The following is a 15,497-nucleotide window of genomic DNA, read 5'->3' as shown; positions in this document are numbered from 1 at the left end:
ACTCGAATACCCCGAGGAAGTCTTCACCCCCGAAGCACTCCTCGAAGCCGAACTGGGCGTGGACTCCGTCAAGCAGGTCGAACTCCTCTCCCGGGCGTCGGCCCACTACGGACTGCCCGCCCGCTCCTCGGACTTCCGACTCGGCGACTACGAAACCCTCGACAAGATCGCCGGCCTCATCGAGGAGGAGCTGCGGTCCCTGGCGGGCTCCGCCGAGCCGGTGCCCGAGCAGCAGCCGTACGCGGCTGCGGTCCCGGCTGCGGCCGCGGGCCGACCCGTGCGCGCCGAGGTCTTCGCGACCGTCCGCTCCCTGTACGCCGAGGCACTCGAATACCCCGAGGAAGTCTTCACCCCCGAAGCACTCCTCGAAGCCGAACTGGGCGTGGACTCCGTCAAGCAGGTCGAACTCCTCTCCCGGGCATCGACCCACTACGGACTGCCCGCCCGCTCCTCGGACTTCCGACTCGGCGACTACGAAACCCTCGACAAGATCGCCGGCCTCATCGACAACGAACTCGGCCGTCTGCAGCTCGAGAGCGCCGCGGCGTGAGCGGGCGGACCGGAGGAGAGACCCCCATGAAGGACTTGAGCGGCAAGATCGCCCTCGTCACCGGTGGCGCCCGGAACGTGGGCAAGGCCATCGCCACCACGCTGGCCGAGCGCGGAGCCCACGTACTGATCAACTACTTCCACTCCCACGAGCAGGCCAAGCAGACCCAAGAGGAGCTGCGGGCGCTCGGCGCCGAGGTCGACCTGCTGCGCGCGTCCGTGGCGCGACCCGAACAGGTCGCCAAGATGTTCGCCGAGGTCGAGCGCCGCTTCGGACGGCTCGACATCCTCGTCAACAACGCGGCCAACGGCGCACTCGTACCGGGGCCCGAGGTCACCGACGAACTTCTCGACAAGGCCCTGGACACCAACCTCAAGGGCGGTCTGCGCTGTGCCCGCGCCGCCGCCCCGCTGATGGCGCGCACGGGGGGCGGCTCCATCGTCAACGTGTCCGCGCTCGGCGGCTCCCAGATGGTCATGGCGAACTACCTCGCCTGCGCTCCGGCGAAGGCAGCCCTCGAGGCGGCCGCCCGCTACCTGGCCGTGGAGTTCGCGCCGTTGAACATCCGCGTCAACACCGCGTCGGCGGCGATGCTCACCAGCGAGGTCGCCGACGCGTTCCCGGACTCCGAGGACATGCAGGCCGCGATCATCGCGGGCACCCCGCTGGGGCGCCTCGGCACACCGCAGGAGTTCGCGGAGGTCGTGGCCTTCCTGGCATCGGACCGGGCCTCCTGGATCACCGGCCAGGTGATCCTGGCCGACGGCGGCCTCACGCTGGGGGCCCCGCTGCTCTCCCCGTCGGCAAAGGCAGCCGAGGCCACGACGAGGGGCACGGCCGTCGCGGCCACGACGGCGACGCCGGGCGTGGAGCAGGCGGAGGCGGGAGCGGGAGCGGCCGGACAGGATTCCGAAGCGGTGGAGACACCCGCGGAGGCGACGGGCTCAGACCCGGCCGAGTCCGTCGACGGGTACGCCGAGGGGTTGGACGAGGCGTACGACGACAACGACATCGCCGTCGTCGGCATGGGTCTCGCGGTCAGCGGCGCCAGCACCCCGGAGGAGTTCTGGCAGCTGCGCACCACGGGCCGTGAGCTGTTCATCGAGGTTCCCGAAGACCGCTGGGAGCGGGCGAACTTCTCCTCCCGCGAGCGGACCGACGAGGACAAGTCGTACCAGGACACATGCGTGTTCATCACCGACTTCCACCCCGAGCGGGCCGCACTCGAGGGGTTGTCCGACACCCCCGACGAGACCGAGCTCACCACCCTGTGGCTGCGGCACTCGCTGGTCCAGGCGCTGGAAGGGGTCCGGCACGATTCCTTCGACCGGTTCTCGTTCCACGTCGGTTACACGGCCGACGGCAGCCAGCACCTCGAAGAGGCCGGCGTCCTGGCCGCGGCCCGGCATCTGACGGCCGAGGTCGCCGCGGGCATGGACATGTCCGACGATGCGCGGACCGGTCTCCTCGGCCGCGTCGACGAGGTCCTGTCCGGGCGCTACCACCGTGGTGCCACGACGACCCCCCGCTTCCTGCCGCACCAGGTGGGTCGCCAGGCCATGGCCGGAGTCCTGCCGGACTCCACGCAGATGCAGATGGTCGACACCGCCTGCTCCTCCTCCCTCTACGCCATAGACATCGGCATCAAGGGCCTGCTGATGGGCAAGCAGGACATCGCGGTGTGCGGCGGGGCCTTCGCCCTGGCGCCTCGCGGGACCGTCCTGTTCTCCAAGCTCAAGGGCCTGTCCGAGCGGGGGGCGGTGCACGCGCTGGACGCCGAGGCGGACGGGGTCATCTTCGCCGACGGCGCAGGAGTCGTCGTACTCAAGCGCATGAGCCGGGCCAGGGCCGACGGGGACCGCGTGCTCGGCGTGCTGAAGGCCTTCGGGTCCTCGTCCGACGGCAAGGGCAAGGCGATCTACGCTCCCAGCTCGACCGGGCAGAACCTGGCCGTCCAGCGGGCGCTGGAGGCCGGCGGCATCGACGGCTCGGACGTCGACTGGGTCAACGCGCACGCCACCGGCACCCCCGCGGGCGACCTTGCGGAGTTCACCACCCTGCGCCAGCACTACGGCCTCGACCGGGCGACGGCGGTGACCTCCAACAAGTCCCTGATCGGCCACACCGGCTGGGCGGCCGGCGTGGTGTCGCTGATCGAGTCGATCCTCGCCATGCGGGAGGAGACCATCCCGGGCCAGTACCGGTTCTCCTCCCCGCCCGGCACGTTCGAGCTGGAGAGTTCGCAGCTGGAGATCTCCAGTAGCGCGCGCCCCTGGCCGGCCGTGACCGGGAAGGCCCGCACGGCGGCGATCTCCGGTTTCGGATTCGGTGGCACCAACGCCCATCTCATCCTGACCGAACAGACCACACGGGCCGCACAGGCGGTACGGGCCGACCGGCCCGCACAGGCCGCACCCGCAGCGCGGGCCACCGCCGGAACCTCGGATCCCATCACGACCGCGGACCGCATCGCCGTTGTCGGCTGGTCGGCGAAGCTCCCCGGAGTGGACGCACGCGAGCAGGTGCTCGACTGGCTGTCGGGCTCCCGGGAAGTGCCCAGCGGATTCGGCGACAAGTACCCGACGCCGCCGTTCCAGCAGGTCCGGATGCCTCCCGCGACCGTACGGACCATCGACCGGTGCCAGTTGATGATCCTGGCCTGCGCCCACGACCTGCGCGACCAGCTGCCGGAGTTCTGGCAGCGCCACTCGAAGCGCACCGGCGTCGTGATCGGGCACATGGGCCCCACCCGCGCCGCCATGCTCTACGCCAACCGCTGCTACCTCGACGACATCGAGCGCGGACTGCGCGAGGACGGCGAACTCGCCTCGACTCCCGGGCTCAACGGCCTCCTCGACGGGCTGCGCGAGCGGGTCCGCTCGATGGTCCCGCCGTCGAACGAGGACTCCTTCCCGGGCATGATGCCGAACGTCATCTCCGCCCGGGTGGCGAACTACTTCGACCTCAACGGCCCCAACATCACGCTGGACGCCGGTCTCGCCTCGACGGTGTCGGCCTTCGCGACCGCCGCCCGCTACCTGCACAGCGGTGAGCTGGACTTCGTCCTCGCCGGCGGGATCAACGGCAACAGCCTGCCCGAGTACCGGGACCTGCTCGGCGAGGTCTTCGAAGAGCCGGTCGACCCCGCCGAGGGCGCCTTCCTGTTCGGCCTCACCACCGAACGGGCAGCCGAGGAAGCGGGCCTGCAGATCCTCGGCTTCGTAGACGAGGCCGAGTCAGGGGCCCGGACACCGGCCGTCCGCACGGACGGGGGCCGCTCCGTCATCGACTGCGGCTCCCGAGGGGAGTACAGCCGCTACCTCGGCGCCGCGGGTGCGGTGGACATCCTGCGCGCCCTGCAGCGGACCACCGGTGCCACGGAGATCCGGTGCCGGGAGAACGGCCACGACGTGGCGACCCGCCTGCTGGTGACCGGCCCCGAGTCCCCGGAGCGCACCACCGCACCGGCCGTGCTCCGGGCGCAGCCGCCCGCGGACGTCACCGGGCTCGTCGCACGCCATGCCGTCACCCTGCGGCCCGAGCCCGCCACCGTGCACGGCGCCGTACCGGCCGCCGTCCCCGACGGCGCCGTCGTCCTCACCGACCGGCCCGCGCTCGCCGAGCGGCTCATCGGAGCGGCCACCGGCTGTGTGGTGCTGACCACCACCGAAGCGGGTACCCCGCGCCCCGGACTGCACTACGTCCAGGGCACTCCCGAGAGCGTCGCCGAGGCTCTGCGCACGGTCCCCCACCCGGTCCGCCACCTCGTCCTGGTGACCGACCTGTCGGCCTCCGCGCCGCCTGCCTCCGCCCTCACCGCGGAACACCCGGGCCTCACCGCCCTGCACGACGTGGCCTTCCTGGTGGTCAAGCAGCGCTACGAGGAGCTCGGCCGTGCTTCGGCCTCCGTGGTGTTCTCCCTTCTCGGTGCCCTGCCGGACGGGGTGGCGCATCCGCTGGCCGGGCTGTTCACCGGGCTCGTCAAGTGCGTGCGCCTCGAACTGCCGGACGCTCAGGCCTTCGCCCTCCTCGCGGCCACCGCGGACACGGACGCGGCCGCGGCGCTCCTCGGTGCCGAGCGCGTGAGTGACCGTACGTTCCCGGTCGTCCACCACGACGGCGCGCGCCGGCTCGTCCCCGCGCTGGCCCGGCAGAGCGCCACTGCCCCGGCCGCGGGCGCCCCCGCGGCAGCGCCGCTGGAACGGGAGTCCGTCATCGTCGCCCTGGGCGGCGCCCGGGGCATCACCGCCGAACTCCTGGCAGCCGTCGCGGAGCGGTACGGCAGCCGGATCTACGCCCTGGGCAGCAACCCCGTCGACTCGTACCCGGCGGAGACTTTCGAGGGTACGGACGAGGAGTTCGCGGCCACCCGCGCCGCGTACATCTCGAAGCAGCTGAAGGCGGGCGGACGGAGCGTCGCCGAGATCAGCGGGAGCTTCGACCGGATGGCCGACGCGCGCGCCGCGCGCCGGAACCTGGAGCGCATGACCCGGCACAGCGGCGCGGGCCGGGTGACCTACCTGACCTGCGACGCCCGTGACGAGGACTCGGTGCGCGCGGCCGTGGACACGGTGTTCGCCGAGCACGGGCGGATCGACCTCGTCATCAACGCACCCGGTCTGAACCGGTCCGCTCTGATCCAGGACAAGGACTTCGGCGAGTTCCGCCGGATCCGCGACCTCAAGGTGGCGGCGCACCGCAACCTGCACCGTGCGCTCCGCGGACGGCCGCCGCGCATATGGTGCGACTTCGGCTCGCTGCTCGGCTTCTTCGGCCAGCGCGGCGAAGCCGACTACGCCTCGGGGAACGACTACCTGGCGACGGCCGCGGCCTACGCGGCGCAGGCGGCCGGCATCGACGAGTTCGTCATCGGCTGGACCCTGTGGGACGAAGTCGGCATGGGCGCCAACGAGCTGACCCGCGAGTACTTCAAACGAGCCGGCTCCTACACGCACATGCCGGTCGCCGAGGGCGTCCAGCATTTCCTGTCGGAACTCACCACCCCGCACCGCGTGCCCTCCCTGGTGCACCTCGGCACGGCGGAGCGCGCCACGGTGGAGTCCTTCTACCCCGGCTACCTCGACCGGCCGACCCACGCGGCAGACCCCTCCGCCGGCCGCGGGCGGTTCTACCTGCGCCGCACCGCCGAGGCAGGGGAAGGCGGCGACACGGTTCGCTTCGAGTGCCCCTTCGACCTGGACGCGGACGGATACCTCGCCGGGCACCTGGTACGCGGTGTGCCCACCCTGCCCGGCACCTTCGTCACCGAGATCGCGGCCGAGGCCGCTCTCAGCCTGGTCCCGGGCGGGTGCGTCGTGGCCTTCGAGGACGTGCGCTTCCTGCACTTCCTGCAAGTCCGGGAGGGCGTGGCCCAGAGCCCGAAGAAGATCACCGCCCGCATCACCGAGCGGCACGGCGACCTGACCACCGTGAGCGTCTCCATCACCCACGACGTGGTGGCCCCCACGGGCGTCCTGCTCGTCTCCGACAAACCGCACTTCACCGCCCGTGTCCTGGTCAGCGGGTCCTTCCCCGCCGCTCCGACGTGGGAGAAGTGGGACGCCGAGGGCGAGTACGCCGTCACCGACCCCTACCACGTCCCCTCGGCTCCGGTGCTGCTCAGCGGCGCCTTCCACGCGACGAGCGGCACCCGCAGGCACCCAAGGGGAGCCCGGTCCCTGTACCGTCCGCGCCTCGACGAGCGGACCGGTCCCTGGGGCGAGTTCCTGATGCCGGCCGTACTGCTCGACGCGATGGCCCGTACGGGCGTACTGGACCCGGTCGACGGGCTCGTCCCGGTCGCCGCACCTCTGTCGATCCGACGGATCGACCTGTACCAGAGCGCGAACGACATCGAACTCACCCGGCAGTACGGGGCCTTGGACCTGTACGTCACGAATCCCGGTTTCTCGGGAGAGCGGCAGGAGGGCAACCGGTTCGTCGCCGTGGCACCCGACGGCCGGGTCGTGGCACAGATGAAGGATCTGGACGCCACGGTGATCGGGCACCTGGACCCCGCCACCGGCGTGATCCACCCGCCCGCGCAGGTCCCGGCCGGCCGAACGGCGGCAGCGGTATGACCGTACGGACCGAGCCCGAGGCCATGGCCCTGACCCGGGCTGTGGCGGCCGCCCCGGAGGCGGGCGCCGACCCGGCGACCCGGCCGGTGCAGCGCATGCTGTGGCGCCTGACTCCGGCCCCGGCCGAAGGGCCGACGCAGCCCCTCGCGGGCCGCCGGGTCCTGGTCGTGGGCGGCGACGGTGCCACCGCCGAGCGGGTACGGGCCGCGCTGCGCGACCGGGGCGCGACCGTCGCACCGGATGCCGCTCCCGGCACGGCCCCCGACACCATCGTGGACCTGACGCTGGCCGAGCGCTTCGCATCCGGGTCCTCCGGGCAGTGGCAGGGCGCCCTGCTGCGCACGTTCGGGGTGCTCCGGGACTGCTACGCCGCGTGGAGCCGGGAGACGGCAGCCGACCGGCTGACGTACCTCGCCGTCACCTACCTCGGCGGCGGCATGGGCTACCACCCGGACGACGACCTGGCCCAGCCGCTGGGTGGACTGTGGGCCGGACTCGCCAAGACCCTCCACCGGGAGATCCCCAACTGCCGCGCACGGGCACTGGACATCGCCCTCGACGCCATGGCCGAGCTGCCCGAGCTCATCGTCTCGGAGCTGTCGCGTCCCGGCCTCAGCGAGATCGGCCACCGGGACGGCCGGCGCTGGACGCTCTCCCCGGAACGCGTGCCTGCGGGCCGCCCGGCGGTGCGGTGGAGCGCCGCCGACACGGTCCTGGTCAGCGGCGGCGGACGGGGCATCGGCATGGCCCTCGCCCGGCAGCTGTGCACCGAGTTCGGCCTGCGCGCGGTGGTCACCGGCCGGGCCGGGATGCCCGCCGAGGACACCTGGGAGCAGTACACCCCTCGTACGCTGGCGGAGCGCCGGGCCGAGCTGTGGGCCGGACACCGCGAGGGCCGCAGCGTCTCCCGGATCCGCGAGGACATCGCCCGTGCGGAGAACACCTGGGAGCTCGTGGCCCAGCTGCGCTCGGCGCGCGCCGACGGGCTGCGGCTGGAATACCGGCCGTGCGACTTCACCGACGGCGGGCAGGTCCAGGCCCTCGTGGCCGGGCTCCCGGAGCTCACGGCCGTCGTCCACAACGCGGGTGTGGACCGGCCGACCAGGCTGCCCAACAAGTCGGACGAGGACATCACCGCCGTGGTGTCGACCAAGGTCGACGCCTTCGTCCACCTCGTCCGGGCGGTACGCGACCGGGACCTGAAGCTGCTGTGCACCGTCGGCTCGCTGACGGGCCGACTGGGCGGCATGGTCGGCCAGTTCGACTACGCGGCCGCCAACGAGTGCCTGGCCCGGCTCGGCATGTGGGCCGAACGGCAGGTCCCCTTCCCGGTGATGACTCTGGCCTGGCCGACGTGGGCCAAGCTGGGGCTGATCGCCAACTTCGAGGCCAGCCTGCGGTACATGGCGGCCATGGACGTCGCCGAGGGGCTGGCGCACTGGCGGGCCGAACTGCTCGCCGGCAGCCGGGGCGAGGTGTCCTTCGTCGGTCCCCTCGGCCGTGCGCTGGATCCCGTGCAGGCCGTGGGCTACCCGATGCCGCACTCCCTGCCCGGCTACGCCGAGACCTACCCGAAGGTGTTCCATCTCGGCGTGCCCGAGGTCTTCCGTGCCCACGACCGCCTGTGCTCCGTGGTCGAGTTCGACCCGTCGACGATTCCGGCGATCGGCGACTTCACCGTGGGGGGCGCGCCCGCGCTGCCCGTGGGTCTGCTGCTGGAAAGCGCCGTGCGCGGCGCCGAATGGGTGGTCCCGCAGGACCTGCCGGAGCAGGGCCTCCAGGCGGTGGAGGACCTGTGGGTGCCCTGGCCCCTGCTGCGGTGCCCCTCCGAGGGCCCGTTGCGGCTGCGCCGGGATGTCCAGGCGGTCGGTCTGCAGGACGGGCGGTGGACGGTACGGGTCACCTTCCGTCCGGTGGACGCCTCCGGCGCCACCGCCGAGGACGGCGCCACGGCGCGGATGCGCCTGGTGTTCTCCGAGTCCCCGGCGGCGGGCGCGGCGGACGCCGAGGCCCCGCTCGCCGAACGGCGGCCCGACCGCGCGGCGGCCTCCTCGGTGACCACCCTGCTCACCGGTGCGCCGGTACTGGGCTGGCGGGGCCTGGTGATCCCCATGGCGGGCTGGCTGCCGGCCGGACCGCACGGGATCACCGCGGAGGTGGGCCGCTGCCATCCGCACGACCTCTGGGCGGTTCCGCAGCCTCCCGGCTGCGTCCTGCCGATCGCCGCGATCGAAAACCTCGTGCGCGCGGTCGTCGAGCACACCCCGGGTCTCTACGCCACGCCGGATCCCCTGGTCGTCCACCGGCTGACCCTGCACCGGGCGACCCCCGAACGGGTCCGTCTGACGGGCGACCCCGCGCTGGGCGTCTGGCGCATCGACGACGCCGCCACCGGGAGCACCGTGGCCCGCATCCGCGGGCTCGCTGCCCACCGCATATGACCATCCCGACCATCGACCACCAACCACCGAGACCGCTAGGAGTCATCATGACCACGACCGAGCCCACCCAGGTCAGCGCCAACCGCCGCCTGCTGGAGCACTACTACGAGGACTGCCTGAACAAGGGCGACCTCGACGCCGTCTACGCGAAGGCGATCCCGGACCACATCAGCCACGGCACGCGGGCGGACGGCTTCGACGGCGTCGAGCACCTCCGCGAGTGGGTGCGGATCCAGCGCGACTCCTTCCCGGACCTCCACGTGGTCGTGGAGGAATGGATCGAGGAGGGCGACAAGATCGTCCAGCGGTTCACGGCTCGCGGTACCCACTCGGGAGCGGACTACTACGGCATCCCCGCGAGCGGCAAGAAGATCGAGATCTCCGGCATCGTCATCGACCACTTCGTCGACGGCAAGATCGTCGAGAGCTGGTTCTCGATGGACGGCATGGAGCTGGCCCAGCAGCTCGGGATGCTCGGCTGACTCGGCCGACTCGGCCGACTCGGCTGACCACCCTCGCGTGGCCTTGGCCCCGAGCCTGATCCGGACTGCCGGGGGCGCGAACTTTTCGTCGATGCCGCGTCCCCGGCGGTCCGTCAGCCACAGCGATCGACCACCCACAGACCAGGCACCACCGACAGGAAGAGGCAGGGGCGATGACACACCCGCCGACCGCTCTCATCACCGGTTGTTCGTCGGGCATCGGACGTGCCACCGCACTGCGGCTGCACGCCGCCGGGCACACCGTGTACGCCACCGCGCGCAAGCCCGAGACGCTCGCCGACCTCGCCGACCTCGGCATGCGCGTCCTGGCGCTGGACGTCACCGATCCCGAGTCGGCCCGTAGCGCCGTGGAGCGGATCGAGTCGGAACACGGCGCGGTGGACGTGCTCGTCAACAATGCCGGATACGGGCTCTCCGGCACCTTCGAGGAAACCGGGCTCGACCAGGTGCGGGAGCAGTTCGAGACCAATGTCTTCGGCCTGGTCCGGCTGACCCAGCTGGCACTGCCCGGCATGCGGGCACGCGGACGCGGCACCGTGGTCAACGTATCGTCGATCTTCGGCAAGTACGCGGTGCCCGGCGGAGGTTACTACCACGCCAGCAAGCACGCGATCGAAGCCCTGAGCGACGCCCTGCGGCTGGAGGTGGCCGGCTTCGGCATCAGGGTCGTGGTCGTCGAACCCGGTCCCGTCCGCACCCCGTGGGGCCAGACCTTCATGGACCACCTGCCGTCCGGCCAGGACCGCGCGGGCTCCCCGTACCGGGGCTTCCACGAGCGCACGGCCACGTACTACGACGCGATCTACAACGGGACGCGCAAGACCCTCGCGGGCACCTTCGCCATCGGTCCCGAGCAGGTCGCCGAAACCATCGACAAGGCCGTACGGTCCCGACGGCCACGAGCCCGCTACCCGGTCGGCTTTCTCGCCGCCAGCACCATCGCGCTGCGCCGCCTGACCCCGGACCGGATCTTCGACAGCGCCTTCATCCGGCGCCAGTTCCCCGTCCCGTGACCCGCGTACGCGGGACCGGCAGCAGCGCTCCAAGGCCAATCAACGAGGTGACGAGACCATGACGACGACGGCGCCGACCGCCGCGACCACGGCGCGCGGGAAGACCGCGACCGGACCGCGAGGCGTTCCCCTCCTGGGCAACCTGCCCCAGTGGAAGGGCGACACCGCCGAGTTCCTGCTCCGCGCACAGCGCGACCACGGGGAGGTCTCCCGACTGCGCCTGGGTCCGTACACGGTCCACCTGGTGACCGAGCCCGACGCGGTGGGCCGGGTCCTGAAGGAGAACAGCGGCAACTACGTGCGCGGCACGCTGTACGAGCAGTTCCGCACGGTCATGGGCGACGGTCTGCTGACCACCGACGGCGACTACTGGAAGGCGCACCGGCGGGCGGTCCAGCCCGTGTTCCTGCGGAAGGCGGTCGCCGCCATCGAACCGGGCGTCGTCCAGGCAACCACCGAGATGCTCGACGAGTGGGAGGTCAAGGCCCGTCGCGGCGAACCCGTCGACCTGGTCACCGAGACGCTGCGGCTGACCCTCGTCACCCTGAGCCGCTCGCTGTTCGGATATGACATCCGCCCCGCCACCCCCGTGCTCAAGGACGTGGTGAACAACGTCATCGAGGTGATGTTCAAGCACGGCTCGGTCGGCGAGATGCTTCCCTCGTGGCTGCCGACCCGCCGCAACCGCCTCATCGCACGGGACCGCAGGATCTTCACCCGACTCGTCACCGAGATCAGGGACAATCACGCGGTCACCGGCGAGGGCCCGCTGATGGAACTGATCGAGGCCGCCACCGACCCCGTGACCGGAGCCCGGTGGAGCGACGAAGAGATCCGTGACGAGATGCTCACCATCTATCTCGCCGGACACGAGACCACCGCCGTCTCCCTGCTCTGGACCCTCGTGTCGATCGCCAACCACCCGAGTGTCGCCGAGGAGATGAGCGAGGAGCTCGCCCGCGAGCTCGGCCAGGCGGCCCCGACCGCCCAGGACGTGGAACGGCTGCGCTACACCAATCAGGTGGTGGACGAGAGCCTGCGGATGTACCCGCCCATCTGGATCTACCCCCGCGACGCCGTCGCCGACGACGAGCTCGCCGGCTTCCACATCCCCGCGAAGTCCTCCGTCCTGCTGTCGCCGCTGGTCTCCCACCGCAACCCGCGCCACTGGCAGAACCCGGAGGCCTTCGACCCGCACCGCTTCGACCCCGACAAGGTCAAGGAGCGCCCGAAGATGGCCTACTTCCCCTTCGGCGCCGGTGCCAGGATGTGCATCGGCAACTTCATGGCGCTCCTCGAGCTGCGGATGATCGTGGCGATGATCCACCAGCGGTTCCGCCTCAGCCTGGTGCCCGGCGAGTCCCTGCGCTACGGGGACACCGCCATCTCGCTGCGCCCGCGGTCCAAGGTCCTGGTCCTGCCCGAATCCCGCGACCGGGGGGTGCGCGGATGACCACCGAGACGCCCGCTCCCCGCCACGAGACGGATGTGACGTCGGGGCCCGGAGCGGTCGGCGCGGCCGTCGCCGCCGCGCGCGAAGCCCAGCCCTGGTGGGCGGGAATCGGCTTCGCCGGACGCAAGAAGGCCCTCGACGCCTGGCGCGTGCTGATCCTGCGGCGCGCGGACGAGCTGGTCGACGTGATCCGCGCCGAAACGGGCAAGACGGCCGACGACGCCCGCCTCGAGGTCATCCTCGTCGCCGATCACCTGCGCTGGGCCGCCGCGCACGCCGGGAAGGTGCTCGGGCGCCGCCGGGTCCCGTCCGGCCTGCTGATGTTCAACCAGTCGGCCACGGTGGAGTACCGGCCGCTGGGAGTGGTGGGCGTCATCGGCCCCTGGAACTACCCGGCGTTCATCCCCATCGGGCCGGTGTCCGCCGCGCTCGCCGCGGGCAACACGGTCGTGCTCAAACCGAGCGAGCTGACCCCCGCCGTGGGCCAGTGGCTCGCCGACACACTGGCCGAAGCCGTCGACGGCCCTCGGGTCCTGCGGGTCGTCACCGGCAGCGGGGAGACCGGGGCGGCGCTGTGCCGGGCGGCCGTCGACAAGATCTCCTTCACCGGCTCCAGCGCCACCGGGCGACGGGTCATGGCTGCGTGTGCCGAGAACCTGACCCCCGTGGTGATCGAAGGCGGCGGCAAGGACGCCATGATCGTCGCCGCGGACGCCGACCTCGACGCCGCCGCCGACGCCGCCGTGTGGGCCGCGATGTCCAACGCCGGCCAGACCTGCGTGGGCCTGGAGCGGGTGTACGTGGTCTCCGAGGTGGCCGACCGCTTCCTGCGGCTGGTCGGCGACCGGGCGGCAGCGCTGCGCACCGGCGACCGGCCCGACGCCGACCTCGGCCCGATCGTGCTGCCGCGTCAGCTCGAGATCATCAAGGCCCACGTACGGGACGCCGTGGCGCGCGGCGCGCGCGTCGTCCTCGGCGGCACGGAGTCGTTCACCCCGCCCTACGTGGCCCCGATCGTCCTGGCCGACGTACCCGAGGACTCCGTCGCGCTCACCGAGGAGACCTTCGGCCCGGTGCTCGTCGTCAACCGCGTGACCTGCGTGGACGAGGCGGTCGACCAGGTCAACGCGAGCGCCTACGGGCTGGGCGCCTCGGTGTACACCGGCGACCGGAGCCAGGGCCGGCGCATCGCCGGCCGGCTGCGCGCCGGCATGGTGTCGGTCAACGCCGTGATCGCCTTCGCGGGCATACCCGCCCTGCCCTTCGGCGGCGTCGGCGACTCCGGCTTCGGCCGGGTCCACGGACCGGACGGACTGCGGGAGTTCACCCGCACCCAGGCCGTCACCAGCCAGCGGTTCCGCCCGCTCATGCAGCCCAATTCCTTCGGCCGGGCCCCGGGAACGATGCAGACCCTGGTCCGCATGATGCGCGCCCTGTACGGCCGGTAGCCGGCGGAAGCGCGCCCCCACCCTGCCCCACCTCAAGACGTCGTTTCCCCACGGAGAACGGACATCGTGACCACATCCCTGTCGCCCGACCTGGCCCGGCTCGCGGACCCGGCTGTACGGCCCGATCCGTACCCGCTCCTGCGAACGCTGCGCGAGGCATCCCCCTACACCGATCCGGCGAGCGGCATCGTCGTCGTGGGACGCCGCTCGGACTGCGAGACCGTCCTCAGGAGCCCCAAGGTCAGCAGCGACCGACAGGGGTCCGGGGTCACCAAGGTCCCCCAGATGCCGAACCTGATGAATCTCGACGCCCCCGACCACACGAGGCTGCGCAGGCTGGCCGGCAAGGCGTTCAAGCCCCGCCTCATCCAGCAGTGGCGGCCGCGCATCGAGGAGATCGTCCGGGAGCTCCTGACGGAGATCGCGGCGGGGGGAGGCACCACTGACATCGTGTCCGCCTTCGCCTACCCGCTGCCCGTGCGCGTCATCTGCGAGATGCTCGGCGTCCCGAGGGAGGACCACCCCGTCTTCGAGAAGTGGGCGCGGTCCATCGCCTACACCGTCGACCCCCAGCTGGTCCCGGGAGAGCTGTCCACCGAGGTGGTGCAGGAGGTCGAGGAGGCCCGCGCGGGCTTCGTCGGCTACTTCGGCCGACTGATCGCGGAACGCAAGCAGACGCCCCGCGCCGACGTCCTGTCCGAACTGATATCGGCCGAGGAGCAGGGCGATCAGCTCACCGAGCGCGAACTGATCATCACCTGCACCCTGTTGCTCGTCGCCGGGCACGAGACCACCGCGAACCTGATCCTCAACGGGATCCTGGGCCTGCTGCGGCATCCGGAGCAGCTGCGTCTCCTGCGCGAACGCCCCGAACTCGCCGAAGCCGCCGTCGAAGAGGTCCTGCGCTACGACGCCCCGGCCCAGATGATCACCCGGATCGCGCGTGAGCCGTTCACGATCGGGGACACCCACGTGGCGGCCGGCACGCCGCTCCTGGTCCTGCTCGCCGCCGCGAACCGCGACCCCGAGGTACACGAGGATCCCGACACCTTCGACATCACCCGGGGGGACCCCGGGCACCTCGGCTTCGCCGCCGGGCCGCACTTCTGCCTCGGCTCCGTCCTGGCCCGACTGGAAGGGGGGATCGCGCTCAACGCCTTCGCGCAGGCCTTCGTCGAGCCCCGCCTGGACGACGAGAGCCTGCGCTACCGCCCGCACGTCTCGGTCAGGGGTCCGGACCGGATGCAGGTCTCCTACGCGGAGATCCGCATCGACGCCGTCCGTGCGGCGGGTACCGCGGCCGGGAGCGGGGCCTCCGGTGAATGAACAGCGCTGGGCGCTGTCCGTCGAGAGGACGCAGTGTCAGGGATCCGGGGTGTGCGTGTCGATCGCGCCCGGCCACTTCGAACTGCGGGGCGGACGGGCCCAACCGGTGCGGCCCCTCGTCGAGGCCGACGAAGCGGTACTGGAGGCGGCGGAAACCTGCCCGATGGAAGCGGTCTTCGTACGCGAGTCCACCTCGGGAAGACAGCTGGCCCCGCCGGAATGACCGACCACGGACCGGGCGGGCGGGACGGGGTGGTCACCGTCACGCATCCGACGCACCCCTTCCGCGGGAGGCGGCTGAACGTGCGGGCCAGGCGTGGGCGGGGCCCGACCGAAATCCTCGTCTGCGACGGCCCGGACGGCGGGCGGGTGAGCGTACTGCGGTCCTGGACGGAGTGGCCGGCGGCGGAGCCCGTCGCCGACTGCGGACGGGCCCACCGCGCCCGCCGGCCGGAGGCCGGCGGGCCGGCTTTCCAGGTGTCCACGGCCGCGCTGCTCCGGCTGCGCACCTCGGTCGAGGAGACGGTCGGTCTGCTCGCCGGCATCGAAGCGCCCGCGGACCGGTACTCCGCGGAGGCGTAGCGGGGCAGGGGGGGCGGGGGAGCCCAAGAGGTGTGCCGTACAGGGTGCGCCACACACCAAGAAAATCTCCCTCGCTCCCCACCCCCCCCCCCAAACCCCCG

At 71.9% G+C, this 15,497-nt stretch carries 10 protein-coding genes; all 10 read left to right on the top strand.

What is annotated here, in order from left to right:
* Positions 1-550: acyl carrier protein (locus ACFRU2_RS32795; protein ID WP_382979175.1), on the top strand; the 550-nt coding region annotated here is incomplete at its 5' end.
* 26 nt (positions 551-576) lie between these two features.
* Complete coding sequence (locus ACFRU2_RS32790; RefSeq protein ID WP_382979172.1) at positions 577-6,630, top strand: SDR family oxidoreductase; 6,054 nt, start codon at positions 577-579, stop codon at positions 6,628-6,630.
* Positions 6,627-9,071: a KR domain-containing protein gene (locus ACFRU2_RS32785; RefSeq protein WP_382979169.1), complete on the top strand. Its 2,445-nt coding sequence runs from the start codon at positions 6,627-6,629 to the stop codon at positions 9,069-9,071. Before ACFRU2_RS32790 ends, ACFRU2_RS32785 begins: the two co-directional genes overlap by 4 nt.
* 47 nt (positions 9,072-9,118) lie before the next feature.
* A complete protein-coding gene (locus ACFRU2_RS32780) occupies positions 9,119-9,553 on the top strand; it encodes an ester cyclase (protein ID WP_382979166.1) in 435 nt (144 codons plus the stop codon).
* A 173-nt stretch (positions 9,554-9,726) separates the two neighbouring features.
* Positions 9,727-10,587 (top strand): oxidoreductase, encoded by an 861-nt coding sequence (locus ACFRU2_RS32775; protein ID WP_382979163.1) that lies wholly within the window; start codon positions 9,727-9,729, stop codon positions 10,585-10,587.
* Positions 10,588-10,645: 58 nt separating this feature from the next.
* Entirely contained in the window at positions 10,646-12,040 is a 1,395-nt protein-coding gene (locus tag ACFRU2_RS32770) for a cytochrome P450 (protein WP_382979160.1), read from the top strand.
* Positions 12,037-13,488 carry an aldehyde dehydrogenase family protein gene (locus ACFRU2_RS32765; protein WP_382979157.1) on the top strand — a complete coding sequence of 484 codons (1,452 nt, stop codon included), beginning with the start codon at positions 12,037-12,039 and terminating at the stop codon, positions 13,486-13,488. Before ACFRU2_RS32770 ends, ACFRU2_RS32765 begins: the two co-directional genes overlap by 4 nt.
* Before the next feature lie 66 nt (positions 13,489-13,554).
* Complete coding sequence (locus ACFRU2_RS32760; protein ID WP_382979155.1) at positions 13,555-14,814, top strand: cytochrome P450; 1,260 nt, start codon at positions 13,555-13,557, stop codon at positions 14,812-14,814.
* Positions 14,771-15,037, top strand: a complete 267-nt coding sequence (locus tag ACFRU2_RS32755; RefSeq protein ID WP_382979153.1) for a ferredoxin — start codon at positions 14,771-14,773, stop codon at positions 15,035-15,037. Before ACFRU2_RS32760 ends, ACFRU2_RS32755 begins: the two co-directional genes overlap by 44 nt.
* A complete protein-coding gene (locus tag ACFRU2_RS32750; protein ID WP_382979150.1) occupies positions 15,034-15,396 on the top strand; it encodes a DUF5372 family protein in 363 nt (120 codons plus the stop codon). Before ACFRU2_RS32755 ends, ACFRU2_RS32750 begins: the two co-directional genes overlap by 4 nt.
* Positions 15,397-15,497 lie beyond the last annotated feature (101 nt).

Origin of the sequence: Streptomyces sp. NPDC056883 (assembly GCF_042788835.1) — a bacterium.
GTDB classification, from domain to species: Bacteria; Actinomycetota; Actinomycetes; order Streptomycetales; family Streptomycetaceae; genus Streptomyces; species Streptomyces stoeckheimensis.
Note: the sequence above shows the minus strand (reverse complement) of the source record. Positions and strands in the feature narration are given on the sequence as shown.